This is a genomic window from Enterocloster bolteae, assembly GCF_002234575.2.
GTDB lineage: Bacteria > Bacillota > Clostridia > Lachnospirales > Lachnospiraceae > Enterocloster > Enterocloster bolteae.
The window spans coordinates 1,574,525-1,600,179 of sequence record NZ_CP022464.2; the positions used below are offsets into that span (position 1 = coordinate 1,574,525).

27 protein-coding genes are annotated in these 25,655 nt (G+C 48.1%); all 27 read left to right on the forward strand.

Annotated features, from left to right (window positions below; translation table 11 throughout):
* Positions 1-20: 20 nt before the first annotated feature.
* The 27 genes from CGC65_RS07445 (at position 21) to mobP3 (ending at position 25,645) form a co-directional block, all read left to right on the forward strand.
* Complete coding sequence (locus CGC65_RS07445) at positions 21-3,092, forward strand: InlB B-repeat-containing protein (protein ID WP_007038448.1); 3,072 nt, start codon at positions 21-23, stop codon at positions 3,090-3,092.
* A 156-nt stretch (positions 3,093-3,248) separates the two neighbouring features.
* Positions 3,249-4,085, forward strand: a complete 837-nt coding sequence (cpaB, locus tag CGC65_RS07455) for a Flp pilus assembly protein CpaB (protein WP_007038446.1) — start codon at positions 3,249-3,251, stop codon at positions 4,083-4,085.
* Positions 4,078-4,887, forward strand: a complete 810-nt coding sequence (locus tag CGC65_RS07460) for a nucleotide-binding protein (RefSeq protein WP_007038445.1) — start codon at positions 4,078-4,080, stop codon at positions 4,885-4,887. Before cpaB ends, CGC65_RS07460 begins: the two co-directional genes overlap by 8 nt.
* Entirely contained in the window at positions 4,881-6,506 is a 1,626-nt protein-coding gene (locus CGC65_RS07465; protein ID WP_007038444.1) for a type II/IV secretion system ATPase subunit, read from the forward strand. Before CGC65_RS07460 ends, CGC65_RS07465 begins: the two co-directional genes overlap by 7 nt.
* Positions 6,503-7,432: a type II secretion system F family protein gene (locus tag CGC65_RS07470; protein WP_007038443.1), complete on the forward strand. Its 930-nt coding sequence runs from the start codon at positions 6,503-6,505 to the stop codon at positions 7,430-7,432. Before CGC65_RS07465 ends, CGC65_RS07470 begins: the two co-directional genes overlap by 4 nt.
* A gap of 1 nt (position 7,433) precedes the next feature.
* Positions 7,434-8,306, forward strand: coding sequence for a type II secretion system F family protein (locus CGC65_RS07475; protein WP_007038442.1), 873 nt, complete (start codon positions 7,434-7,436; stop codon positions 8,304-8,306).
* A gap of 16 nt (positions 8,307-8,322) precedes the next feature.
* Entirely contained in the window at positions 8,323-8,715 is a 393-nt protein-coding gene (locus CGC65_RS07480) for a DUF4320 family protein (RefSeq protein ID WP_007038441.1), read from the forward strand.
* A gap of 47 nt (positions 8,716-8,762) precedes the next feature.
* On the forward strand, positions 8,763-9,254 hold the full coding sequence (locus CGC65_RS07485; protein WP_007038440.1) for a hypothetical protein: 492 nt from the start codon (positions 8,763-8,765) through the stop codon (positions 9,252-9,254).
* A 140-nt stretch (positions 9,255-9,394) separates the two neighbouring features.
* Complete coding sequence (locus CGC65_RS07490) at positions 9,395-9,991, forward strand: DUF6550 family protein (protein ID WP_039897653.1); 597 nt, start codon at positions 9,395-9,397, stop codon at positions 9,989-9,991.
* Positions 9,992-10,077: 86 nt separating this feature from the next.
* Positions 10,078-11,772 carry a DUF8193 domain-containing protein gene (locus CGC65_RS07495; protein ID WP_007038438.1) on the forward strand — a complete coding sequence of 565 codons (1,695 nt, stop codon included), beginning with the start codon at positions 10,078-10,080 and terminating at the stop codon, positions 11,770-11,772.
* A gap of 219 nt (positions 11,773-11,991) precedes the next feature.
* Positions 11,992-12,327 carry a DUF3852 domain-containing protein gene (locus CGC65_RS07500; RefSeq protein ID WP_002570017.1) on the forward strand — a complete coding sequence of 112 codons (336 nt, stop codon included), beginning with the start codon at positions 11,992-11,994 and terminating at the stop codon, positions 12,325-12,327.
* Between the two features lie 4 nt (positions 12,328-12,331).
* The gene (locus tag CGC65_RS07505) at positions 12,332-12,868 is read left to right on the forward strand and encodes a hypothetical protein (protein ID WP_039897652.1); all 537 of its coding nucleotides are present in this window, start codon (positions 12,332-12,334) and stop codon (positions 12,866-12,868) included.
* 156 nt (positions 12,869-13,024) lie between these two features.
* Positions 13,025-13,441 carry a hypothetical protein gene (locus CGC65_RS07510; RefSeq protein WP_039897651.1) on the forward strand — a complete coding sequence of 139 codons (417 nt, stop codon included), beginning with the start codon at positions 13,025-13,027 and terminating at the stop codon, positions 13,439-13,441.
* Positions 13,442-13,480: 39 nt separating this feature from the next.
* A complete protein-coding gene (locus CGC65_RS07515; protein WP_039897673.1) occupies positions 13,481-14,383 on the forward strand; it encodes a conjugal transfer protein TrbL family protein in 903 nt (300 codons plus the stop codon).
* The gene (locus CGC65_RS07520) at positions 14,380-14,751 is read left to right on the forward strand and encodes a DUF7768 domain-containing protein (RefSeq protein ID WP_007038433.1); all 372 of its coding nucleotides are present in this window, start codon (positions 14,380-14,382) and stop codon (positions 14,749-14,751) included. The genes CGC65_RS07515 and CGC65_RS07520 overlap by 4 nt, the downstream gene beginning before the upstream one ends.
* A gap of 22 nt (positions 14,752-14,773) precedes the next feature.
* Positions 14,774-15,034: a hypothetical protein gene (locus tag CGC65_RS07525; RefSeq protein ID WP_007038432.1), complete on the forward strand. Its 261-nt coding sequence runs from the start codon at positions 14,774-14,776 to the stop codon at positions 15,032-15,034.
* A complete protein-coding gene (locus CGC65_RS07530; RefSeq protein WP_193466553.1) occupies positions 15,034-15,633 on the forward strand; it encodes a hypothetical protein in 600 nt (199 codons plus the stop codon). Before CGC65_RS07525 ends, CGC65_RS07530 begins: the two co-directional genes overlap by 1 nt.
* A 34-nt stretch (positions 15,634-15,667) precedes the next feature.
* A complete protein-coding gene (locus CGC65_RS07535; RefSeq protein WP_039897671.1) occupies positions 15,668-17,476 on the forward strand; it encodes a VirB4 family type IV secretion system protein in 1,809 nt (602 codons plus the stop codon).
* Positions 17,473-19,014 carry an amidoligase family protein gene (locus tag CGC65_RS32675; protein WP_007038429.1) on the forward strand — a complete coding sequence of 514 codons (1,542 nt, stop codon included), beginning with the start codon at positions 17,473-17,475 and terminating at the stop codon, positions 19,012-19,014. Before CGC65_RS07535 ends, CGC65_RS32675 begins: the two co-directional genes overlap by 4 nt.
* Positions 19,015-19,035: 21 nt before the next feature.
* Entirely contained in the window at positions 19,036-20,193 is a 1,158-nt protein-coding gene (locus tag CGC65_RS07545; protein WP_007038428.1) for a C40 family peptidase, read from the forward strand.
* 21 nt (positions 20,194-20,214) lie between these two features.
* Positions 20,215-20,433 (forward strand): DUF6103 family protein, encoded by a 219-nt coding sequence (locus tag CGC65_RS31665; RefSeq protein ID WP_235622291.1) that lies wholly within the window; start codon positions 20,215-20,217, stop codon positions 20,431-20,433.
* Positions 20,434-20,643: 210 nt separating this feature from the next.
* On the forward strand, positions 20,644-21,627 hold the full coding sequence (locus tag CGC65_RS07555) for a DUF5688 family protein (protein WP_007038426.1): 984 nt from the start codon (positions 20,644-20,646) through the stop codon (positions 21,625-21,627).
* A 35-nt stretch (positions 21,628-21,662) separates the two neighbouring features.
* Positions 21,663-21,947, forward strand: coding sequence for a DUF6103 family protein (locus CGC65_RS07560; protein ID WP_007038425.1), 285 nt, complete (start codon positions 21,663-21,665; stop codon positions 21,945-21,947).
* A gap of 493 nt (positions 21,948-22,440) precedes the next feature.
* Entirely contained in the window at positions 22,441-22,725 is a 285-nt protein-coding gene (locus CGC65_RS07570; protein WP_002570003.1) for a hypothetical protein, read from the forward strand.
* Positions 22,726-22,904: 179 nt separating this feature from the next.
* Positions 22,905-23,114: a type II toxin-antitoxin system HicB family antitoxin gene (locus CGC65_RS07575; RefSeq protein WP_007038421.1), complete on the forward strand. Its 210-nt coding sequence runs from the start codon at positions 22,905-22,907 to the stop codon at positions 23,112-23,114.
* Between the two features lie 153 nt (positions 23,115-23,267).
* Positions 23,268-23,675 (forward strand): hypothetical protein, encoded by a 408-nt coding sequence (locus tag CGC65_RS07580; RefSeq protein WP_002570001.1) that lies wholly within the window; start codon positions 23,268-23,270, stop codon positions 23,673-23,675.
* Between the two features lie 44 nt (positions 23,676-23,719).
* Positions 23,720-25,645 (forward strand): MobP3 family relaxase, encoded by a 1,926-nt coding sequence (gene mobP3 / locus CGC65_RS07585; protein WP_002578177.1) that lies wholly within the window; start codon positions 23,720-23,722, stop codon positions 25,643-25,645.
* Positions 25,646-25,655: the final 10 nt, after the last annotated feature.

The following is a 25,655-nucleotide window of genomic DNA, read 5'->3' on the forward strand; positions in this document are numbered from 1 at the left end:
TGAATGGGCGGAGGTCAGATATGAATAAAAAGAAGTTATGCATCTTACTAAGCATGGCTATGTTATCCCATCAGGTGGCATATGCTTCAGACCAGTCCCCTTCCGGGGATGCGGGACCATCAGGACAGTGGGACGTAGTAATTGCCATGCCGGCCCAAGAGAAGGAGGGAATGTATACGGATGAAGAAGCAGTGGATGCCAACGTGGAAGGAAACGGTACATCTTGTTCCGATGTAACGGTATGGGAAGCAACCCCATCAGAGGCAGTACACATGGAGGATACGAAAACAGGAGAAAGTGATTCAGAAGCAGGGGAACTAAAAGAAGTCCAGGGATCGTATGCAAGCCCACGTAGTCTGCTTCGGGCTGCTTATGGGGCGGAGTATTATCAGGGGGATTGGGATCCGGATGCCAATCAAAATGCGGTCCGCATCCCAAAGGTATATCCGGCGCAGTCAGCCAATTACCTGCCATCCCTTCCGGCCGCAGCAGTTACCAGCAGTCTGTATAAGACGTATGGCCCAAATGGGTGTGCGGACGTGCAGATTCAGGTCGGTTCCGGCAGCAATGGTTCCCTGAACCGGAGTGAGGTAACAGTCAACTTAAAGACAGGGCAGCTCCTCATCCTGAGGCCAATGGGGGCGAGCAAACATTCCTATTTTCATTTAAGTTATATCAACGATAATAAAGGCCGCAGATTCAGTGACTTTGCAAAACTGTACCATCCATCTGATTCGTACTATTCCAGATACAAATATGCCTGGCTTATGCGTGTTACTTGTGATATGGCGGGAAACTGGGATGCTCATGCCGATGGGTGGAACACAGTGAACAATGAGGGGGACCGGGTATATTACGGACCGGCGCACTGGACCATGCATCTCAATGTGGCACATGATTATGGACCATGGACCACCGCATCCGAGCCATCCTGTACGGTACAGGGAACTCAGAGACGGACCTGCCGGGACTGTGGCTCGGTCCAGACCCAATCCACCAGTGTCCTGGGACATGCATTCAGCGACGGTTATTACATGGGTGCCAATGATGGTACCTACTTTAAACGGTGTACCCGCCCGGGGTGTGCTGCCAGGACAGATGTGAAATACAATCCGTATACGATCGTATTTGATGCCAACGGAGGTTCCGGGAACATGAACAGTCAGCCGTCTGTTTATCAGACGCCGGTTGTGTTACCGGTTAACCAGTACACCAGGGATTACCATACATTCCAGGGATGGAACAGCCAACCGGATGGCGGCGGCACTGCTTATGGGGATGGCCAGTCCGTACTCAATCTGACGAAAATCTATGGGGGTACGGTCACTCTGTATGCCCAGTGGCTTCCAAACACATATATCATAACATTTGCGGATGGGATGGATGGGGGACAGAATGTACAGAAGGGGCTCCTATATACAGGGAAGCTCGGGACGCTTCCGGAATTTATCCGGAAGGGATATACCTTGCTAGGTTTTTATACGGAACCGGCTGGAGGGACCCGGATTACGGAAGAAACTGACGTACCACATGAGGATACGACCTATCACGCTCATTGGTCCGCCAATAAGTACCGAATTACGTTTCATACCAGGGACGCCCATTGCGATATAGATGGAAAAGCAGTCATATATGATAAAACTATCGGAATCCTCCCGGTCCCTGTCCTGGAGGATTATGCTTTTCTGGGATGGTATGCCCAACCTTATGGGGAAGAGAAAGAGGAAGGAATTATGTATGGGGAGGCACTTCCTGAACCGGGACAGAAGATTGTATCCGCATATGAGTATACGGTAGATCGGGACATGGACGCATACGCTTATTTCACCCTGGTATTCCGGGACCTGGGAGATGGGACGAATAGACGGCCAGGTAAGGATGAAGCCATCGGGACGGAGGATGATAACCTGTATCTGAATGGCCCGGATGGGGTGGCAGGTACCCGTGATGACCGGAAAATATACGAAGGAGTGGATGGTCAGTACGGGACGGAAGATGATTTCTATTTGGATAATGAGGGGCGTAAGTATTTCCCGGGACCAGACCGGACCTTCGGCACTGAGGATGATTACCGGGATGACGGTAATGGGTGGAATACACGGCCCGGACCGGATTGCATCTTTGGAACCCAGGATGATATTACTGTCTCCAATGGATGGGATGGAATCCCCGGTACCGCAGATGACTGGGTCGCTCATAGTGAAAGCTATCCATCTACCAACCGCAGGCCGGGGAATGACGGGATTTTCGGAACCGAAGAGGATGAAATCTGGTCTAATGGACCGGACTGTACTCCTGGAACAGGGGATGACGTGCGAATTCATCCCGGACTGGATGGGGTTTATGGGACCAGAGATGACTGGTATGATAACCAGAATTCCTATCCATCCACCAATGTGCGTCCTGGAGCGGATGGTGAATTCTGGACGGAGGACGATGAGATATGGTTTAATGGTCCGGATAGAATACCAGGAAATGAGGATGACCTAATCCTGATACCTGGTCCCGATGGAATATATGGCACGGAAGACGACTGCTATGATAACCGTAGAGAGCAGGAAGGGACTAATATCCGTCCGGGCCAGGACGGAATCTTCGGAACAAAGGATGATGAGCTCTGGACCAATGGACCGGATCGCATTCCTGGAACGGAGGATGACGAGAAGTATATACCACGTCATTCGGGAGGGGGAACAGGCGGCCGCCATGCAACAGGAAAGCGGGCATATAGACCATACTATCCGTTTCAGGACTGGACCGCCCTGACTGTTCAGCAGGAACCGACCATGGAACCCCTGATTGAACCCGGAACGCCTGTGTTATGGGGACCGGTTGCAAAAGAGGATGTAAGGCAGACCCAGGTCAAATCGGAGTGTGATATCCCTGTTGCGTCTGCCAATAATGTGACAGGCAAAGAAGCAGAAGCCATAAAGAAAGGGACAGCCAGTGCAAGTGAGCCAGGAAAGGAAGGTGGGAACAAAGAGGCGGATCAAGGCAAGGCCGTTCTGGCAGCCGTCTTGCTGTTCATCATTATCATACTGGTGCTATACCTAATCAGCAAGGTATCCTCCCATGCACGGAAACAGGAATGATCAGAAGGAGAATGAAGAAATGAATTTGAAGATATGTAAAAAGACCTGGTTGTCAGTTTCAATACCAATCCTGGTATTGGAAAGTATCAGGAGAGGGAACAGAAAGAAGCATTATGTAAGACAAATATCCCGGGTGGGGGAATTGGGAGGAAACGTATGAAACTGCTTAAGAACAGGACTGTCCTTGGCATTCTCTGTATTGTATTATCGCTGGCCATCTGCTTCCTGGCCACCCCTTTATTTAATCAGGCAATTTCGGAAAAAACGGATATCGTGCGTGTCCAGAAAGCCATCAAGGCTGGGGATGAGATCACAAAAGATAAGGTTCAGATGGTGGAGGTAGGTGGATATAACCTTCCCGAAAATGTAATGAAGGATTTAGGAAGTGTCGTAGGGGCCTATGCCACAGCCGATCTTCTGCCAGGCGACTATGTTCTTTATTCCAAGATTTCGGTCCAGCCCCCAGGTGCAGATACCTACCTGTATCAGCTGGATGGAACGAAACAGGCCATATCCGTGACCGTCAAATCCTTTGCTGCGGGGGTATCCGGCAAGCTGCGAAGCGGTGATATCGTGTCCATCCTTGCACCGGATTACCGAAAGATGGGAGAAACCGTTATACCACAGGAGCTGCAGTATGTCCAGGTCATCGCAGTGACCGCCAGCACCGGTGTGGACGCCAATACAGCGGGCGGAGACAAGGAGAAGGAGAAATCCCTTCCGGCGACTCTGACATTACTGGCTACCCCCATTCAGTGTAAGGTCCTGGCAGAGCTTGAGACAGAGGGAAATCTGCATGCGGCCCTTGTATACCGGGGGAAGGCTGAGACAGCCGGGCAATTCATTGTAGCGCAGGAGCAGTTACTGGAACGTTTATATCCTCCGGAGGAAGCCACAGAAGGAGGGGAAGGAGGAACAGAAACACAGGACAGAAAAGATACAGAAGGGGAAGAAAACGTAGAAACAGAAGAAATGGAGGAACAAAATGCTTAATATCAAGAAGCACAGCATTTTTTCCAGAGAAGAAAAGGGGAACTGTCAGGAATACCAGGACAGGGGAGGCGTACTGGCAGTGTGGGGCAGTCCTGGAAGCGGAAAGACAACGGTGGCCGTGAAACTGGCAAAATACCTGGCGGACCGTAAGAGGAATGTGTCTCTCCTGTTATGTGACATGACCGCTCCCATGCTGCCCTGCATCTGTCCGCCGGGGGATCTGGAGTTCGAACATTCACTGGGAAGTGTTCTGGCCGCGACTCATGTGACGCAGAACCTGGTGCGTCAGAACTGCGTGGTGCACAAACATCAGGACTATCTCATGATACTGGGCATGCAGAAAGGGGAGAATGAGTATACCTATCCGCCCCATAGTGCCAGCCAGGCCACAGAACTGATTGACTGTCTGCGGGAACTGACCCCCTATGTTATCATTGACTGCAGCAGCTATATTGTCAATGATATTCTGTCCGCAATCGCGCTCATGGAGGCGGATTCGGTCCTGCGTCTGGTTGGGTGTGATCTTAAGTCCATCAGCTACCTGTCCAGTCAGCTCCCACTCCTTCAGGACCATGAATGGGATGCGGATAAACAGTACCGGGTAGCCAGCAATATCCGGCCAAATGAGGCCAGTGAACATGTGGAACGGGTATTAGGAAATGTAACATTCCGGATTCCCCACTCAGCCGAAGTGGAGGAACAGATTCTGGCCGGGAACCTGTTCAAGGAGCTGTCTTTAAAGGACAGCCGGGGATTCCGCAAGGAAATAGAACGGATTGTCAGGGAGGTGTTTGGATGTTAGGAGAGAAACGGGGGGAGTCACTGTTCTTCCAGGCGGAAAAGGCCGCGGAGCCGAAGATCGTGGAAATGGGGCCGCAGACAGTAGAAAGGGGAATACAGGCCGTGGAGTTTCATCAACCGGACCACAGCGGAATATCTGCCACCGGGACATTGCATCATCCCCAAAAAGAGAGTAAAAGGCCAGAGATGCCGACGGATCGGAAGAATGGTGGAGTGGAAGTACAGGAGGAAGAATGGGAAGATGACACCACTGTAGGATTTGTGCCTGGAAATGGGGGACCCAGGAATCAAGGCCTGTTTTTTTCTGCCAGGGAAGGACGAGAATTCGCTCAGGTGTTACAGGAGGTACAGGAATACGTGTCAAGCAAGTATGCCACCTTGCTGACAGGCCATGGCGACGCGGATGTGAAAGCCCAGATCAAGCGTTATATCACAAAATACATTCAGGATTACCGGATTGCTGTTCAGGGAATGACCATGGTTCAGCTGGTGGATGGACTGTATACTGAGATGGCAGAGTTCTCATTCTTAACCAAGTATATCTTTGGTACCGGCATTGAGGAAGTGGATGTGAACGGCTGGAACGATATTGAGGTACAGTACAGCGATGGAAGAAATGAGAAGCTGGAGGAACATTTTGACAGTCCGGAACATGCCATCAATGTCATCCGGCGCATGCTGCACGTAAGCGGGATGGTCCTCGACAATGCAAGCCCTGCCGTGTTAGGGCATCTATCGAAAAACATTCGTATTGCTGTTCTTAAGACACCACTTGTGGATGAGGATGTAGGAATCTGCGCCAGCATCCGTATTGTCAATCCGCAGAGTATGACCCAGGCGGACTTCGTGAAAGGGGGAACAGCAACCGGAGAGATGCTTGACTTTTTGGCAGAATGCATCCGTTATGGAATCTCCGTGTGTGTGGCAGGGGCTACCAGCTCCGGAAAAACCACATTAGCCGGCTGGATTCTTACCACGGTCCCGGACAGCAAGCGTATCTTTACGATTGAGAACGGTTCAAGGGAGCTGGACCTGGTGCGGGTGAAGGAAGGGAAGGTCATGAACCGTGTCATTCACACGCTGACCAGGGATTCCGAGAATGAGAAACAGACGGTGGACCAGGATGACCTGCTCGACATGGCCCTTCGATTTAATCCGGATATTGTATGTGTAGGTGAGATGCGCAGTTCAGAGGCTTACTCTGCACAGGAGGCAGCCAGGACCGGTCATACTGTGCTTACGACCATCCATTCCAACAGCTGCGAGTCAACCTATCGGAGAATGGTGACACTGTGCAAACGCAAATATGATATCTCAGATGAGACTTTGATGTCCTTAGTAACGGAAGCATTCCCCATCATTGTGTTTTCCAAGCAGTTAGAGGACCGGAAACGTAAGGTAATGGAAATCATGGAATGCGAGATCCTGCCAGACGGCAACCGGAACTACAGAACCTTATACCATTACAACATAGTGGAAAACCGGCTGGATGGAGACCGCTTCATCATCCATGGCGGGCATGAACGGGTACAGGGCATTTCAGAAAGCCTGAAGAAGCGCTTCCTGGAGAATGGAATGCCGAAGGAGCAGCTTGTGCGATGGGAGGGAGAAGGGGCATGAATATGGTAAATATACTGGCCTGCACTGGAATGGTGACTGGATTTTTCCTGATTTTGCGGCTGACACCGATGGAATTTACGGATGGGGTATTCCGGCATTTCCTAAAATCGCCGGATAGCATCAAATCAGAGATACAAAAAACGCAGAAAAGAAAAAAGCCATCCATCCTGCAACGGGAGGTAGAACTATGTCAGGAGGTACTGGCCCTAACCGGGAAAGGAGACCGAATCTCCTTAATCTGTGCTGCAGCCCTCGGACTATTTATGGCAGGAGGAATCCTGGCCGTTATGTTGGGAAATGTGTTCCTGATTCCAGTCCTGGCAACCGGCTTCCTGTTCCTTCCCTTCTGGTATATCCGGCTCATGGAACACCATTACAAGAAAGCTGTTGCGTCGGAGCTGGAGACAGCCCTAAGCATCATTACAACCGCCTATCTGCGCAGCGAGGATATTTTGACCGCAGTCAATGAGAATATCCACTACCTGAACCCGCCAGCCAGCAGTGCGTTTCAAGATTTTCTGGTGAGGCTCAAGGTCATTAATCCGGATATGGAGGCGGCGTTGAAGGAGTTACGGAAGAAGATACGCAATGATGTGTTCGAGGAGTGGGTGGATGCAATCGGTGATTGCCAGTATGACCGTTCCCTGAAATCTACGCTCACGCCCATCGTGAATAAGCTGTCCGACATGCGTGTAGTGAATGGAGAGCTGGAAAACCTGGTGTTTGAACCAAGGAAAGAATTCATCACTATGGTAATCTTTGTCATCGGGAACATTCCGCTCATGTATGCCTTGAACCATGACTGGTACCAGACATTAATGCATACCCTGTTCGGACAGGCCATACTGGCTATGACGGCTGTTGTCATTTTTGTGTCTACAGCAGCCGTCATACGTCTTACTAAGCCGATTGAATATAGGAGGTAGCATGATTTCATTACTGTTTGTATTTGGACTATCTCTTGCATTCGGCTTTTATTTCCTGGCTGCGGGAGTGTTAAGACTGCCAAGCATGGGAGCAGCCAGGGCGATTGCGGAACGTGGGAGCAGGAAACAGAAAGCTGCTGAATTCCTGGAGGACGGGATGGACCAGTTGTCGGTCCTTTTGGCAAGCCATATCACTTTGGATGAGTACAGAAAGCGGAGGATGGGCAATATCCTGAAAGCCGCCGGGATGGGGATGACCCCGGAGGTCCATGCTGCCTCCTGTATGGTCAAGGCAGGTGTGACAGCAATCCCCATTCTGCCGTGTTTACTGTTCCTGCCTCTTGTGACACCAGTACCTGTTTTTGCAGCGGTGGCTGTTTATTTCAGAGAATCCAGAAGGCCGGAAGAAAGACTGAAGGAAAAACGGGATAGGGTGGAGCAGGAATTGCCACGGTTCGTAGCAACCATTGAACAGGACCTTAAGAGCAGCAGGGATGTCCTGTCCATCCTGGAGAACTTCAAAAAGAATACCAGCGATACTCTCCGGGCAGAGCTTGATATCCTGACAGCAGACATGCGTTCCGGAAGTTATGAGGCAGCGCTGACCCGGTTTGAGGCCCGTATGAATTCTCCTATGCTTTCAGATGTGGTGAGGGGACTTATCGGTGTGTTAAGGGGAGATGACAGCGCAGCCTATTTTCAGCTGTTAAGCCACGATTTCAAGCAGTTGGAGATGCAGCGGCTAAAGAAAGAGGCTCAGAAGATACCACCGAAAATACGTATCTTCTCATTTCTTATGTTATTGTGTTTTCTCATGACATATCTGGCTATCATTGGGTACGAAATCATTAAGTCACTGGGAAACATGTTTTAAGAAAGGGGGAGAGCTGGTGAATATCATCCGAAATGAGAACGGGGAGGGATATATTGATGTGTGTGTCCTGGTGCTGTGCGTATTCCTGATGCTGGGACTGGCCGTTAACGTGCTTCCTGTATATGTTGCAAAGAACCAACTCGACACGTTTGCACAGGAACTGTGCAGGGAAGCAGAAATGGCGGGCCGGATTGGTCCGGAGACAAGCAGAAGAGAGACCGTCCTTCGGGAAAAGACAGGACTCACGCCAGAGGTGGAATGGTCGGAGGGTGGACCGTTCCAGTTAAATGAGGAGGTGGAGGTGACCCTGACCATGCGGATGGATATTGGCCTGTTTGGCGGCTTTGGTACCTATCCTGTCACTCTCCATGCCAAAGCACAGGGAAAGGGGGAAGTATACTGGAAATAGCAGGATGGAGAAAGGCGATATCAGGGCAGGAAGGTAATGGCATCCCTTTGGCCGTTGCATCTGCCCTGGTGGTGCTGTTCCTCTTTTGCGGTATATCAGAATATGCCAGGCTGAACCTTATTGCAGCGGGAGTCAGGGATGCGGTGCAGGAGGCTATCCTGTCCACAGTCAATGATAACTATGATGATGTATACCATGGTGTGCGTGAGGGGTACTCCGGCGGTTACTATCCATCCGGGGGAGGCTGGGATGAAAGCTTGGATTATGGTGACGTATATGGGTTCCTGGATGACCTTTTGGGAATGGAGGACTATGGAAGTTATCATGTAAAACGGATGGACGGAGGCCGAAAGGAAGAGTACCGTATTTCGGACCTGGATGTGACTATACAGAATGTGTCTTTAACCTCGGACAGCAGCGAACGCTTCCTGGCAGATGCCACGTTCCTGCTCCGGGTGCCGGTTCATTTTGGCGGGAGCCGCCTGCCGGACATGCAGATCCGTATGAAAGTACAGGCAGCTTATACGCCTGTGTTTTGATGGGATAGTTGAAAAAGATATCTGGCGATGCGTTTGGCTGATAATTATACGATGTTTCCTTAAAATGGAGAATAAATCTAGACTTTAGAACGTTATTATGGTAGGTTGAAATTAGATACAGGGAAGAGGAGGGGATGTATATGAAATTGGATGACAAGCAGAAGAAATGGATGATAATTGGGAGCGCTGTGATTGTGTGCATGATTTTGGTGCTCCTGATTGCGGGCCAGTTTAAAAGTGAGCCGGCGGCTGTTCAGGAAACCACGCAGGCAGACCAGACTACTGTTGCTGAACCTATGATAGAGAGCAGTGAAGAAGTTCGGGAAACGGTCAAGGTGGAGACGAAAGCAGAGACAACGGCAGCGCCTGCGAAAGACCAAACCGATGAAACAGTCCAACAAATACAGCCAGAGGTGACGAAGCCTGCAAAGCCAAAGGATGAGGACAGACATGACCCAACGAAGAAACCAAATGGAGAGACTGTGACACCAACCAATCCAGCTGTTGTAGAACCGCAACCAACCCCGGAAACAGAACCGCCGGTGGTTACGGAGCCGCAGCCGGTAGAACAACCAACAGAGCCGCCAACCGAAGCTCCGACCGAAGCAACGGAATCTGCGCCTCAGGAAGGAATGATATATGTACCTGGATTTGGTTGGGTAACGCCTTCCAGTTCTATAGGTATAGATGTAGATTCGGATGGTGATATAAATAAGCAGGTTGGTATAATGGATTGAACAAAATACTATAGCAAGACAAAACTAAATTGATATCATAATAAAAAAGTCGTTGGTTTCAACGGCTTTTTGTGTGAAGGAGATAGATGGCGAGATATGTAAAATGTCTTATTGTATTTGTATTAACCCTATTACTTTCCAGTAATGCCTATGCCATTGGCGATGGCAATATAGATAGCGGTGGTGGAGATATGTCGCAAGGTACGAGCCAGAAAAATAAGTGGTCTGTAGGTGATGAAGGGGTTCGAATTTCGATTATACGAAGTTCAGACCAAGCAGTGATATCAAAATCGATTGATTATACGAATAAGAGTCCAGATATTCAACTGCATTTTGGAACAGTAAACAAGATTACGTATAGAAACGGTACACGGTTAGCCGTTGACACCACTCCTTATGTTTATGCACGACCTGCTATTAAGTTACCTAAAATTGTCACCAGTGCCAGCGGACATAGTAGTATTGAAGAAATAAAGCGATACTTCTGCTCTGAATATATGATACAGCTAATCTCACAGGATACAGGCATACCCTTTGAAACCATAACAAACGGTGATTATAAAATCTTATTGGAACCAGTAGCTTATGTGACCTACAATGGAATCCGCATGGCAATGACAGCAACCGAGGCAGCATATTATTCAAGGATGGGAACCAACATCCGGGATATGCTGCCTAATGTTTTATTTAAGAACGTACCGCTTTCTATGTTCTTGGAGATTCCCGACTTAGGTTATCCGGCATGGTCGGGACCAAGAGACCAATTAGTTACCGAGGACCAAATCATATCCTCTTTGGGATTAGGTATCATCCATTTTAAGGAACATGAGCCGGAACAAGGCGAAGTAGTTACCTATGATTATGTTTACCGTGTCAATACACAAGTCATTACGTCTGTTACTGTGAGAGGTGGCCAGTCCGATCCGGATTACCCTGCAAGTGTACGATTTAATATAAAAGGTAAGAACTACACTGTAAATCAAGTGTACTATCCAGAAGGAAGTGAGCAGCTGGCTTGGATTCGGTGGACCACACCGGAAACACCTCAGGATATCATAATCCAAGTTAGTGGAGGTGGAGGAGGTTATCCAAGCAAGGGAACTATCCATGTTAAGGTAGTAGACCTGGACAAGAATCCTCCCCCGAATCCGGTTGCAGATGATAGGAATGATTCATATGTGAAGCCAACCTCCCTCCCATCCAACAGTCATATGAAGGAAGCCAAGTGGAGTATATGGAGGCCTTGGTGGCATGAATATTGGGTGTACCATGATGGAGGGGAAGATGAGGATGGATATTGGGAAGATGAGGGCTGGTGGGAATTTGACCAGGATTGGTATCAGGCCAGTCTGTCAGGAGGGATGGATATATTCCCGGATGAGAAAAATCCCACAGCAACTGGTGATATAATTAAAAGCGGGTATGGAATCAACCAGGAAGTTACAGCTGATGTAAGTACCACCCTATCCAGTGCAGTCACAGGGGCACAGAATGCTGTGACTTATTTCCCGGAATTTCATTACCAGACATATTGGAGATTGTTGGAGAGGATCAGCGGTGATTACCATGCCCGGTTTGAATTTAAGGAAAATGAGTATTCAACATTTAGCAGACGTACCCACTTTACACCGATATGGATGCCAGATGGAACATATACGGCGTATACCTGGCTTTTGGACTGCTGGACACCCAAAGGCATGTTATCCCTTGACCTTTCAGACGATGTGGATATACAGGGGGATTTATGGTTAGACTGGCATATCGGACCAGTTAGTCCCTAGATGCAGGGCAAATAAGTACCTGAACAGGTATATTAGTTTCACCTGTTTTGTAACGGGGATAGTAGCTGCGAGTGACATCTGGGCTATGATCCGGTCCTGAACTACGAATTATTAGACGTGATTATCCTGCGCAGTAAGAATGGGGAAGGGTAAAAGGTAATGTTACTCATATTACTCACTGTGTATCGTGATTAGACAATTTTATATTGGAGGAAGCTTATGAAATGGAAGAAGCGTTTTGGGACAGTAGTGATGACCTCATGGCTGCTGTCTTTTCTGTTCTGCATGATATCTTATGCGGATGGGAATGTATCCGGGGCGATAGAGGAGACCTGGAAAACTGCACTGATACAGATTCGGGCAGTCGTTGACCATGTCGTGTTCCCTGCAATCGACCTGGTATTAGCTGTATTCTTTTTTGGAAAACTGGGAACTGCGTACTTTGATTTCCGAAAACATGGCCAATTTGAATGGAGCGGGCCAGCGATACTGTTCGCATGTCTGGTATTTACTCTGACAGCGCCCACTTATATATGGCAGATTTTGGGGATGTAAAAAGATGATAAGACTGTATCATGACACAACGACAGAAGCCTATTGCAGCATATTGAAAAATGGATTCTGCCATAAGGATGTTGTCTGGACATGTAGTGATTCTAACATGCCTTATTTTTATAGTGACGAATTAATAGCAAAAGAATTTGAGTTAGATGAGCAGGAAGCCATAAATAAGTGCTGTGAGATGGCACTTCAGTCAGCAGCCTTTAGTGCTGCGGTTACAAACAGCACATACAGGGATTTCTATGTTTTTGAGTTTCTCATTGATGAAGAATATTGGTATATCATAAAAACGGATGGTTCAATGAAGAAGTCTTCTGCGTGCAGTGTCTGCATTGAAGCAAACCTGCTTAAAAAGCTTACCCATAATATATACTGCGCTCCAGAACACTATACTTCAAGGCTTGCAATTTTTTATCTCAGTATGTTGGAACAGGATTATTTGGCAGAACTAGGAACGCACAAACGGAATCACAAAATAGGAAGTGGGGCGGTTGGTTCAAGGAAGAGAATTGGACGGGCTGGCAGGAACATATGACAGACCTGATAGGACGTCTTGATGAGCTTCTTTTATTGGTGGACAGCCAGGTTGAACTGGTCAATATAAAGGAACAGGAGTGTATTTCTGTCGGTCAGAATGTATCATAGGGCAGCGTGAATACGCAACTGTATTTAAGATTAAATGGAGGATGGTATGACTTTTTTTGAACAGGAACTTAAAAAACTCTTTGCAGATGATACTGCTTTTATGGACAAACGGTTTATTGGGAATGCCTGCTATGGAAGACTGGACAATAATATACGGATAAAAATTCGTTTTACGACATGTGGCGTTGCAGACCAATATGAAGCATTAAAAGTCACCTTGCTGAACCGAAATGAGGGTGAGATAGACAGCATGATGCTGCATTTTCATGACCTGTGGGGAATAAAAAAGACAGGAAATCCTAACTTTGGGGAAGGGATTAGCCCCCATATATGGAGGTACCGGGAAAAAACCGAGTGGTATGTGTACCAGCCGAACAAGGATGATTACCAAAAGCTTGCTGATGCGGTTAGGGCCTATGTGGAGACATTCCAAGAACCAATACAAGGCCAGCAGATGTGTTGATAATCCGGCCTTCCGGATGGAAAGGTGTGGGCAGACGAGTTGTTCATTTGGGATTTTGTCGTAGATACGGTATTTGAGGATATCATTGAATGGTTTTATGGACAGCTGATAGGCTTTCTGAGTTCGTTTTTTGGTATGATGGGAAACATGGGCGCAGAGATATTTGATCTGGTATGGGTTCAGGGGATTGTCCATTTTTTTGTCTATCTTGCCTGGGCGTTATATGTGACCGGGCTGGTGGTGGCGGTATTTGAATGTGCCATTGAATATCAGACCGGACGGGGAAGTGTGAAGGATACAGCTCTCAATGCAATCAAAGGCTTTATGGCAGTAGGATTATTTTCCAGTGTGCCGGTGGAGTTGTACCGGCTGGCTATCACACTTCAGGTACAGGTAAGTGCTGCCATATCAGGACAGGGTGTTGGAGTCACGGAACTTGCCGCAGGCATCATGGATAACCTGTCATCCGCAGGTTCATTGAAGGAGGCAGACCTGTCCTTCTTATATGGTGGATTGGACCCGGCGGGAAACGGAATCTTTACCATCTTCCTTATCATCATGATGGGGTATGCAATCATTAAGGTGTTCTTTGCCAACCTTAAACGAGGGGGAATCCTGCTCACTCAGATTACGGTAGGGAGTTTATATATGTTTTCCGTTCCCAGGGGATATGTGGATGGTTTCATGAACTGGTGCAAACAGGTGATTGGTCTGTGTCTCACAGCCTTCCTGCAGGCAACCCTTCTGACAGCAGGGCTTTTGGTCATCCGAGAGCATGCCTTATTGGGGCTTGGAATTATGCTGGCCAGTGGTGAGATACCAAGGATAGCGGGGCAGTTCGGCATGGATACAAGTACAAGGGCCAATCTGATGGGCTCCGTCTATGCTGCCCAGAGTGCAATTAATCTTACAAGAACGGTGGTGATGCTGATACCAAAATGATGACAGGACTGGTGTATATAGCAAGCCCTTATGCGGGGGATGTTGAGGCTAACCTTACCTTTGCAGGGCAGGCAGGCCGATATTGTATGATGCAGGGCGGCATACCTGTGATTCCACATATGATGTATCCTGCGTTCCTGGACGATACAGATCCGGCACAACGTGGACTGGGAATAGAAATGGGATTAAGGCTGATGGAAGTCTGCGACTGTGTATGGATATGTGGGGAGCATATATCCGCAGGAATGAAGCAGGAACTGGCCTTTGCCAAGGGGATTGGGAAGGAGGTGAGGTTCGTGGGACGGAATGAAATTACTGCATCGGTAAATGAAAGGCAGGAAATGTTGATAAGAATGGAGATAGGATGAATGGAGGGAGGAGGTAAATGAGATGACCTATTTATATCCGGATCATCTAAGGGCAAGGGCCACCTTGTGGCTGTGGGATTTAAGGGATATCGGATTTATAGGAATAGGAGCCGTGTTCTCCATCGCCTGTTTTTCGGTCAGTGGTATCCTGGTACCCATGGTATTGACAACCGTATATGGTTTCCTTTCCATCCAGTTTGATGGCACACGCATCCGGGATTTTATCCTATATGCATGTGCCTTTTTTGTGACCCAGCAGCAGACCTATGAATGGAGAAGATGATGAAGAAGGAGAAAAAGGATAAAAAGACGGGACAGAAGAAGGAAGGGACACGGCAACTAATTGGTATCCAGGAGATAACAGACTATAGCCTGCGGACAATGGAACATGGTGAGCTGGTATTTTTCCTGATTCATCCAAGTAACCTGTCTGTCCTGTCGGAGTCAAGCCTGGCTGCCAGAATATATGGTCTCATGACGGTCCTAAAAGGAATGGCAGAACTTGAGATGCTATGCCTGAACAGCAAAGAGAACTTTGAGGATAATAAGAAATTTATTCAGGACCGGGTAGAGGAGGAAGAAAATCCTGCCATCCGAAAACTTCTTGAGGCGGACCTGAAGTTCCTGGACCAGATCCAGGTGCAGATGGCCACGGCACGGGAGTTCATTCTTGTTGTGCGGCTTCCGGGAGAGGAAGAGAAGGAAGTGTCCCCGTATCTGAAGCGAATTGAAAAGACCCTGAATGACCAGGGATTCACCACAAGAAGGGCAAATGGAGATGACATCCGCAGGGTTCTGGCTGTGTATTTTGAACAGAACGTGACCACGGAGCGGTTCGAGGAATCAGATGGTGAGCGATGGGTCATATTCCATGACCATTGATGGGGAGGAGGGAACAGTAATCGGAAGAAAAAGAATGAATCGGAGGGATGATGAGGTATATGTGAAGGATTTTATAGACATGGTCAGCCCTTCCATCATCCAATTTGAGATAGACCATTATGTGTGCGGGAACACCTACCGGTGTGTATGGGCACTCAGGGAGTACCCGACCAGTACTGAGGAGCAGGCCATCCTACGGAACCTGGGAGAGAAAGATGGAGTGACCCTGCGCATCTACACCCGGCAGGTTTCCCCGGCAGAAGAACGGAAAATCATCAGCAATGCTGCCAATAAGAACCGGATGCGGCAGGGGAGTACGGAGAACCTTCAGGATACCATCACAGCAGGCAATAACCTGCAGGATGTGGCTGACATTGTTTCACAGATGCACCGGAATAAAGAGCCGCTTCTGCATACAGCTGTATATATTGAACTGACGGCAGCGGATCCGGAACAGCTTAAGCTGCTACAGACGGAAGTCCTGACAGAACTTGTGCGTTCCAAGTTGAACGTGGACCGTCTGCTCATAAGACAGAAGCAGGGATTCCTCAGTGTGATGCCATCCGGGTGGAACGTGTTCAGGGAACAGTATGAACGGGTGCTCCCGGCCAGCAGTGTTGCAAACCTGTACCCATTCCATTATTCCGGGAAGACGGATCCGAATGGATTCTACCTGGGCAGGGATAAGTTTGGGAGTAACATCATCGTGGACTTTAACCGGCGTGCGGAGGATAAGACCAATGCCAACATCCTCATTCTGGGAAACAGCGGTCAGGGAAAATCGTATCTGTTAAAACTGATTCTGTGCATCATGCGTGAAGCGGGAATGGATGTCATATGCCTGGATCCGGAAGGAGAGTACCAGGATTTGGCGGAAAACCTGGGCGGCTGTTACATTGACCTCATGACTGGCGAGTACAAAATCAATCTGCTGCAGATACGGTGCTGGGACGAGAATGGAAGCCCGGATGACACAGGAGCTCCCATGGCATTCCGCCAGACCAGCAGATTGAGTCAGCACATCTCATTCCTGAAGGATTTCTTCCGGTCCTATAAGGATTTTACAGACCAGCATATTGACGCCATTGAAATCATGGTTGGGAGATTGTATGAACGGTTTGGTTTTACGGACAGGACTGATTTCAAGAGACTGAACCCCACGGATTATCCCATTCTTTCTGATCTATACCAGCTGATTGAGGGGGAATACCAGGGATTTGATGATACCAGGCGCCAGCTGTTCACAGCAGAACTCCTTCAGGAAATTCTTCTGGGGCTTCACTCGATGTGCAGGGGAGCGGAGGCTCCTTTTTTTGATGGGCATACCAATATTACGGATAACCATTTCATCGTGTTCGGTGTCAAGGGACTATTGCAGGCCAGCAAGAACATCCGCAATGCAATGCTGTTCAATATTCTGTCCTATATGAGTGACGCGCTCCTGACCAACGGCAGGACGGCTGCCAGCATTGATGAGTTCTATCTGTTCCTCAGCAACCTGACGGCGGTCGAGTACGTCAGAAATTTTATGAAACGGGTCCGTAAGAAGGACAGCGCTGTTATCCTGTCAAGTCAGAACCTGGAAGACTACAACTTGCCGGGAATTGCCGAATATACCAAGCCGCTTTTCGCCATCCCGACACACAGCTTCCTGTTCAACGCAGGGGCCGTGGATGCAGGTTTCTATATGGATACCCTCCAGTTAGAAAAGAGTGAATACAACTTGATTCAGTATCCTCAGAGGGGCGTATGTCTTTATAAATGCGGGAATGAACGTTATAACCTGATGGTCCAGGCACCACCCTATAAGGCCAGACTGTTCGGAAAGGCGGGAGGGCGATGACAAAGCAGCAGGAAAACGAACAGGTACCGGGGATGCGAGAGCAGCGCTTCGGCATTGAGATAGAATTGACCGGGCTTACACGCAGGGCGGCGGCTGACATCATTGGAGACTATATGGGAACCACGCCAGTTTATATAGGCGGTTTTTATTACGTCTATGAGATACCGGATAGAGAAGGGCGTCAGTGGCGTGTTGTGTTAGATAACAGTATAAAAGTAGAATGCAAAAGTGGAATTGCCAATGACGAATACAAGGTGGAGGTGGTAAGTCCCATCTGCAGATACCCGGATATTCCTGATATACAGGAGATTGTCCGCCAACTTCGACACGGTGGGGCCATCGCTAATAAGTCCTGCGGTATTCATATCCATGTGGATGCCACCCCTCACAATGCACGGACTTTGAGGAATATCACGAACATCATGGCCAGCAAGGAGGACTTAATTTATAAGGCATTGCAGGTTGAGGTGGCACGGAAACACCAATACTGCCGACCGGTGGATGAGACTTTTTTAGATGAGATGAACCGGAAGAAGCCGAGAAATATGGATGAGGTAAGCTTGATTTGGTATAGGGGAAGAAGCAGGAGAAGCAAGCATTACGATAAGACGCGTTACCATTGCCTGAATCTGCACTCCGTATTCCAAAAGGGAACGATTGAGTTTAGACTGTTTAATTCCACGACCCACGCCGGAAAAGTAAAGGCATATATCCATCTATGCCTGGCCATTAGCTATCAGGCGCTCATCCAGAAATGTGCCAGCAGAAGGAAGACCACAAGCACAAATGAAAAATATACCTTCCGTACCTGGCTGCTTCGCCTGGGATTGATAGGGGAGGAGTTCGCCAACACCAGAAAGCATCTGCTTGAGCATTTGGACGGCTGTATCGCGTGGAAGGACCCAGCTCAGGCAGAGCGGCAGAAGGAGCGTCTGCGGGCCAGACGTGAAATGGAGGAGAACGCGAATCAGGAAGGAAAGGAAAACTTGGAAGGAAGAGACGTATCGAATCCTATGACGAAAACCGGAATGGAGGAAAAAATGGAAGAGGGAAAGTTATATGTAGCATATGGCTCTAACCTGAGCCTGACACAGATGAGACGCCGATGTCCCACCGCCAGGGTTGTTGGGCTGGCGGAACTGATGGATTATGAGCTGCTCTTCAGAGGCCGTCGGGAAAATGCGTTCGCAACCATCGAGCCTAAACAGGGCAGCTGTGTACCTGTCATGATATGGAAGATTCAGGGGGATGACGAGTTGGCACTGGACCGATATGAGGGCTATCCCCACCTATATGAGAAGAAACAGGTGGAGGTATCTATGGGAAGAGAGCAGATGGAGGCCATGGTATATGTCATGACTCCGGGCCAATCCTTTGGCCGACCATCATCCCGGTACCTGAATATCATCCGGGAAGGTTATCGGAATGCAGGGTTTGCCCCAGTGGTCCTGGAGGCTGCTGTCAATGATTCAGTACGGTTGGCCATGCAGGAGGATGCACAGCAGGATGGGATGACAGGGATGGACTCCCTCAGATGATGAGGAAGGAGGTAAGTCAGTATGGCAGCACCTGTGCTGGCAGCCATCGCAAAGGCATCCATCCTGGCGGCAGCCGATGAATCACATAGGAAACGGATGGCGACCATATTTGGGCTCATTCTATCCCCTGTCCTCGTGGTTATTCTACTCATAATGGGTATGCTTTCCGGGATGACTGAACATAACCAGAATGCGGTAAGGACCGTATTCGAGAATGGAAAGTTACCGGAAAAGACACCGGAGGAATACCGGGCATTCATTGTAGGGATGCAGAACAGCTTCAACCGGATAGGAAATGTAATAGACGAAGTCACCGGAATGATTGAGGAAGGAGAGATAGATGGAATGATGGTAAAGTCTATCTTCTATTCCCTTTTTTATGATTATGAGGGCCTTCCTGTTTCATTATCCGTGATACAGGAATTCGTGGACTGCTTTGTGAAATATGAAGAACGGACAAGGGAAGAGACGGATGATGATGGGAATACAACAGAGGAAACCTATCTGGTGGCGGTTCCGCTTACCAGCCAGACAGAGATTTACAGCAACATCCGTTCACGCCTCCAGGCAGTAAATGACATAGACCAGGCCAATGCAATTGAAATATATTACCGGATGGTGTATGGGGTAGGCGCACCCACGGAGGGGGATGGATTTGTGGAATGGTCTGAATGGAATGGGACCTTGTCGCCTGAAGCTTACGAGGCTGTCTGTAGTGATCTGCCGGAGGGGGAGGCCGGAAGTCTGGCCGTGCAGCTTGCCATGACCCGACTGGGAGATCCATATTCCCAAGCAAAGCGCGGACAGGGGGACTATACGGACTGCAGTTATCTTACCCTATGGGCCTACCGGCAGCTGGGGGTCTATCTTCCAGGCACGGCAGCGGAGCAGGCGCAGTACTGTGTGGAGCGTGGACTGGTGGTGACAAGGGCCAGTCTTGTACCGGGGGACCTGATATTCTGGTCCTATAAACCGAATGGAAGATACATGAACATCACCCATGTGGGAATGTATGCGGGTAACGGAATGGTCGTCGATGCATCCTCCTCACGTGGCAAAGTAGTTTACAGGAACTTGTTCGATGCAGACAAACAGGTTTTATATGGACGTCCGGCTCTGCTCAGTACAGCCGGAAAAAGTGAACAGGAGAATCAAAGAAACGAACACAAATCAATATAGAAATGTAAGGAGGATATGACCATGGCAAAGAAGAACATCACAACTGGATTCCCGGAGGAAAAATTGAATGTATTGTTATATTTCTTAAATCGTGAGCAGCAGAATCTGGAGCCATTGTTAGAAGAACAGCTGGACAGACTGTATAATCGGGCCGTACCAAAACAGACCAGGGACTTCATTCAGTTCCAGATGACAGGCGAGCTTGCAACTGAAACAGAGGAAAATCAGGAAGCAGGGTAGGAAAACACACCAGGAACAAAGGAAACAGTCAAAGAGGCAAAACGGAATAAACGGCAGGAACGCCAAACCGTTCAGACGGTTGTACAGAAACCAGATGCGCCCAAGTTAGATGAAGACGTACAGGAGGAAGAAGGCCCTGGCATGCAGATGGGGATGTAAGATGCGGCCGAATGATACCAGGATATTCCTGTGGAAGGAGGGGTAACTAACATGGTTTTTCAGGAATTCATATCAACAGTAGCTAAGAGAATGGAAGAAAGATATAAGGAAATGGGACAGGATTATTCGGTGACAATTAAGAACCGGGAGAGGGTGAACCGGGAAAATAGTAGTTCAATTGTCGTAAAAAAGCCAGGCCAGCTACAACAACCAGGCATTGTAATGAACTCCTTTTATGCTGATTTTAGTGAAGGAAAAAAGAAGATGGACGAGATTATTGACCAGCTAATGAAAACAGTTGAGGAGGAAAACTTGGGAATCCAACTGAATGGTTCTTATTTTACAAAGGACAGAATTTTAAAGAATATCCGTATGGAATTGATTAATGCGGACCGGAATCGGGAACTCCTATCCCATGTACCACATCGGATGGTTGCTGACCTGGCAGTCATTTATAAATATATCATTCAGGATACGGGGGAGGGGATAATCGGTGCAACACTGACCAACCATACGATTGCCGGAATGGGAATTCATGAAGATGAGCTTTTTCAGATGGCCATGGATAACCGTAGAGAAAATGCCCCATACGTCATCGGGAACCTAGAGGATGTCATTCATGGATTAAACGAAAGCCTGGGAATGGAAGAAACTCCTGAAGAGGATGGTTTGGATTCGTTTTTAGATTGTAGCGTTTTGACATCACAGGATGGATTATTTGGTGCTTCCTGCATCCTATATCCGGAAGCAGTGAAGGAGCTTGCTGCCGCCAAGGGAGGAAACTTTTTCCTTCTGCCATCATCCATTCATGAATGGCTTGTTATACCTGATGATGGAATATACGATGGCTTAGAAGATATAGTCCGATTCGTGAACCAAAATGAGGTGGGAGAAGAGGAAGTCCTATCAGACCACGTCTACTATTATGATGTCCAGAAACAGGAGTTGTCCATCCATCAGGCAGGCGAGGAAATCGAAATGGACGCTGATAGAAATGGCGGACCGGATGTGGGACGGATGGATTTTTTGAGTTAAGTCAAGAAGTATTTATTGAAAGAGGGAGGTTTATTTTGAAAAAGGCAATCATCCAACTGAAATATGATGAAGAGAAACTGTCGGCATTGGAAAAGTATATGATAAAGAAAGAGGTGGATCTGGAGGTGGAACTATTGCATACCCTGCAAAAATTATATGAAAAATATGTGCCGCCGGCCGTCAGGGAATATATTGAAAGCCGGGAAACATGTGAAGGGAGGACTGGCGTGAGGAGCCAGGAACGGAGGAACACTGCCAACCGGGCAAATGAGGGAATACTGGAAACAGGGGAAGGAACATGGAGCACGGAGAATTCGTAAGGCAGCGTACGGATAAACCAGGCCTGTGACGCACGGTAAGCCAGCGTGTGGGCTTTTACAGAGGAGAGTGGGAGTACCGGGCATGTCAGGAAAAAGCGACGGAATTTGGGCGGATTTGAGAAAACGGCGTAAAATCAAGTACTGAGACAGGGATATCATGGACCATCAGCATGCAGATTTCAGAGGTAATTCCGGCGTTCGATTTGTGTGCAGGTTAAAGGGAGGTGCACCTAAAGGCGCCCCTCCCAGTCACAATCGCCCGCAATGCGGGCGTTTTCCGCATCCGCCAAGGTGCACCGGTTTGGAGTTCTGGTCACCTGCCAGGTGGTCGGAATACATGAAAAATAGCGGGAATCCAGGATTCCTGCCCATGTTTTAGGTACACCCTTTAGGTGGTTCTGTCAGATATATCCCTTGTTTTTTATAACATATGGATATGGACTTTTATCAGTATAATCGGTATTGTGGTGTCAAATGAAAAGGAGAGGTACCGATGAAACAGAAAACAGGTAAAACCAAAGATGAGATTCTGGCCTTCAGGGTAGAAATACTGGACAGTCAATGGCAGGAAAACAAGACACCGGAAGAACGTATCATCCAGCAAAAGGTGAATGAGCGTTTGGATGGGTGGCTTAAACAGATTAGCGGGGAACAACGTGATGGGATTGAGGACTGCATTGATGATATGCTGGAAGAGAACTGGGAATGCCAGCTCTATCTATATGAGGAAGGGGTAAAGGATGGAATACGTTTGATGAAGATGATATATGGATTATGAATCCAAAAGAATGTGATTTAGAATTGAATTATGAAGACAAGGTATGTAGATACTGGATGGGATCAATCGTGGCTTGTAATCAAAAAAGTATGATGTTATAATTTAATGACAGGAAGTGGAAGGAGAGTTCCATGCCGACAAATGATAGGTAACTATTTGCTGAAGTTGGAGGTGTAAGGATGCATAGATATGAGCGCATTGTGTTCTGGTCCGGGGAAGATCAGAAATGGATTGTCGATGTACCAGAGCTCTCCGGGTGCATGGCGGATGGGGCTACACCGGTGGAAGCGCTGGAGAATGTTGAAACCATCATTGATGAGTGGATTGAAACGGCAAGAGCCATAGGGCGTGAGATACCAGAGCCGAAAGGCCGTCTGCTCTATGCATAGGTGAAATGGAAATGTTTATATGCTCACAGTTTAGGCTGTCACATTAGGTGGCGGTCTTTTTTGATTAAAAACCATTTTCTTCAGCTCTTGTTTGTAAATGAAGGGGGTGAAACGAAAGCTCTGAAGGGGATATTTTGGAATGGAGGTGAGTGTTTGGAGGACGACACGAAGAAACGAATTCCGGTCTGGTTATATCCGAAGACCCTGAAGCGGATGGATGAGTGCCTGGACTTGGGGAACTGTAAGAGCCGGAGCGAATACATTGAAAATGCAGTGTCATTTTATAACGGATATCTCTTATCGAAGGAAAGCAGCCCCTATCTGCCGGTTATTCTTACCTCGGCCATGTCCGGTATCGTGGAAGCGTCTGAGAACCGGACATCCAGGTTGTTATTCAAACTTGCAGTGGAGTTATCCATGCTCATGAATCTGTATGCGGCCCAGAGTGATGTGGGGGAGGAGATTTTGGAAAAACTGAGGGGAAAGTGCATCCAGGATGTGAAGCATACGAATGGTTCGGTGAATCTTGAATCTGTTATGGCGTATCAGAAAGGAAAATAGAACTTGTACATGGCATGGGATACTTCTGGAACAGGGGTGATTGGATGCCTAGAATCATATTGAAATGCCGTTACCTGAAGCATGAGAAAGCACATCTGGCGCATCTGGTCCGTTACATTGCCACACGGGAAGGTGTGGAGATGGCAAGGGATACCCACGACCATCTGCCGGCAACCGCCAGACAAAAACAACTGATCGATGAATTACTCCGGGCCCTTCCTGATACGCAGGAGTCTTATGAATATCGTGATTATCAGGCGAATCCTACCATGGGTAACGCATCGGCGTTCATTGCTATTTCCATTGAGCAGAATATGGACCTGGTAGCAAAGAAGGAAAATTATGTGGATTATATAGCCAGCCGTCCCGGGGTAGAGAAAAGGGGGACACATGGACTGTTTACCGATGCCGGTGTGCCGGTCATACTGTCACGAGTACAGGAAGAAGTCGCCAGACATGAAGGGAACGTATGGACCTTCATACTTTCCATACGGAGAGAGGATGCAGTGCGATTAGGTTACGATAATGTAAAAAGGTGGGAAGCTTTGCTGCGCGGTAAGCGGATGCAGATGGCGGAGGCCATGAAGATGTCACCAGAGAATCTGGTATGGTATGCGGCTTTCCATCAAGCAGGACATCATCCACATGTCCATATGATTGCGTACAGCCGCGACCCCGGTAAAGGATTCCTGACGGAAAAGGGGATTGAGCAGATGCGCGCCATGTACGCAAAAGAAATATTCCATCAGGATATGTATGAGATGTATCAGAATCAGACGGTTCAGAGGAACGAGCTGGTAAGGGCCAGCGCAGACCCGCTGATGAAATTATTCGGACAGGATCAGGGAAGATGGGAAGAAAGCAGTAAACTGGAGCAGTTGATGACACAGTTGGCAGCGGATCTGAAACAGACAAAGGGAAGAAAAGTATATGGTTACCTGCCTCCAAGGGTAAAGCAGCAGGTAGACCGTATTGTGAATGTATTGTCCACCAACCCTGCTATAGCTGAATGTTATCAAAAATGGTATGAATCCAGACTGGAGATTTTACACATCTATTCAGATCAGACGCCGGAGCCGCCCCCACTTTCCAAGCAGAAGGAATTTAAGCAAATCAAAAATATGATTATCAGGGAGGCCATGGAATGGGAAGCGTATGGGGAATGTATTTCTGAGCAGCCGATGGATGATGTGAGCCTGATGATTGCGGAGGATATGGAGATCATGGATGGAACTGAATTTACGGATGATGTTGTGGCAGATGATGATATGTCCTGTATTGTGGAATTTATAGAAGATGGTTATGCCAAATGGACGGACGAATACAGGCAGACGAGGAATATTCTGTATGGAACGGATGGAGAAAAGCCGGACGTAGGAACAGCCAATCAGATGATTTACTCCGAAGCTGAACAGGGAAATACGTTTGCAATGTGTGACCTTAGACAGATGCTGCATTATGGGAGAGGATGCGAACCGGATCCGGAAGTATCCCAGGCATGGTATAACAGAGCATTCCGCGTTTTCCTAAATGCTGAAACCGTAAAGGAAACTGCTTATTTGGAATACCGGCTTGGGAAGCTGTATTATGACGACCTGTATATGGAAAAGAATCTGGGAGCATCCGTTTACTGGCTGAACCTGGGAGCAGGTCATGGGAATACGTACGCACAGTATCTACTGGGAAAGCTATACCTGTTTGAACCAACGGTCAGGGATGATGAGAGCGGCATCTTCTGGCTGCAGAATTGCGCAGACCAGGGTAATCCATATGCAGTATATCTTCTGGAACATAAGGATGAGTGGGGAAGGATACGACTCCGGTCAGGAGTTATCCGCTTATTTCATCATCTGTCTGCTCTGTTTAATGAACAGGAAAACGAAGATCATAACAAGATGCATGAATGGATTGACCGCAAGAGAGGACGCAAGCTTAAGGAAAAGAAGATAGCACAGGGAATCCGGGGATAGGAGGGATCAT

Bases quoted from the DNA above. Each gene is read 5' to 3' on its own strand.
- CGC65_RS31665 (WP_235622291.1), top strand. From the start codon at position 20,215: ATGGCAAAGAAGAACATCACAACTGGATTCCCGGAGGAAAAATTGAAT.
- CGC65_RS32675 (WP_007038429.1), top strand. From the start codon at position 17,473: ATGACAAAGCAGCAGGAAAACGAACAGGTACCGGGGATGCGAGAGCAG.
- CGC65_RS07490 (WP_039897653.1), top strand. From the start codon at position 9,395: ATGAAATTGGATGACAAGCAGAAGAAATGGATGATAATTGGGAGCGCT.
- CGC65_RS07495 (WP_007038438.1), top strand. From the start codon at position 10,078: ATGGCGAGATATGTAAAATGTCTTATTGTATTTGTATTAACCCTATTA.
- CGC65_RS07470 (WP_007038443.1), top strand. From the start codon at position 6,503: ATGAATATGGTAAATATACTGGCCTGCACTGGAATGGTGACTGGATTT.
- CGC65_RS07445 (WP_007038448.1), top strand. From the start codon at position 21: ATGAATAAAAAGAAGTTATGCATCTTACTAAGCATGGCTATGTTATCC.
- mobP3 (WP_002578177.1), top strand. From the start codon at position 23,720: ATGCCTAGAATCATATTGAAATGCCGTTACCTGAAGCATGAGAAAGCA.
- CGC65_RS07570 (WP_002570003.1), top strand. From the start codon at position 22,441: ATGAAACAGAAAACAGGTAAAACCAAAGATGAGATTCTGGCCTTCAGG.
- cpaB (WP_007038446.1), top strand. From the start codon at position 3,249: ATGAAACTGCTTAAGAACAGGACTGTCCTTGGCATTCTCTGTATTGTA.
- CGC65_RS07530 (WP_193466553.1), top strand. From the start codon at position 15,034: ATGAAGAAGGAGAAAAAGGATAAAAAGACGGGACAGAAGAAGGAAGGG.
- CGC65_RS07535 (WP_039897671.1), top strand. From the start codon at position 15,668: ATGAATCGGAGGGATGATGAGGTATATGTGAAGGATTTTATAGACATG.
- CGC65_RS07475 (WP_007038442.1), top strand. From the start codon at position 7,434: ATGATTTCATTACTGTTTGTATTTGGACTATCTCTTGCATTCGGCTTT.
- CGC65_RS07500 (WP_002570017.1), top strand. From the start codon at position 11,992: ATGAAATGGAAGAAGCGTTTTGGGACAGTAGTGATGACCTCATGGCTG.
- CGC65_RS07510 (WP_039897651.1), top strand. From the start codon at position 13,025: ATGACTTTTTTTGAACAGGAACTTAAAAAACTCTTTGCAGATGATACT.
- CGC65_RS07545 (WP_007038428.1), top strand. From the start codon at position 19,036: ATGGCAGCACCTGTGCTGGCAGCCATCGCAAAGGCATCCATCCTGGCG.
- CGC65_RS07505 (WP_039897652.1), top strand. From the start codon at position 12,332: ATGATAAGACTGTATCATGACACAACGACAGAAGCCTATTGCAGCATA.
- CGC65_RS07555 (WP_007038426.1), top strand. From the start codon at position 20,644: ATGGTTTTTCAGGAATTCATATCAACAGTAGCTAAGAGAATGGAAGAA.
- CGC65_RS07460 (WP_007038445.1), top strand. From the start codon at position 4,078: ATGCTTAATATCAAGAAGCACAGCATTTTTTCCAGAGAAGAAAAGGGG.
- CGC65_RS07525 (WP_007038432.1), top strand. From the start codon at position 14,774: ATGACCTATTTATATCCGGATCATCTAAGGGCAAGGGCCACCTTGTGG.
- CGC65_RS07520 (WP_007038433.1), top strand. From the start codon at position 14,380: ATGATGACAGGACTGGTGTATATAGCAAGCCCTTATGCGGGGGATGTT.
- CGC65_RS07575 (WP_007038421.1), top strand. From the start codon at position 22,905: ATGCATAGATATGAGCGCATTGTGTTCTGGTCCGGGGAAGATCAGAAA.
- CGC65_RS07465 (WP_007038444.1), top strand. From the start codon at position 4,881: ATGTTAGGAGAGAAACGGGGGGAGTCACTGTTCTTCCAGGCGGAAAAG.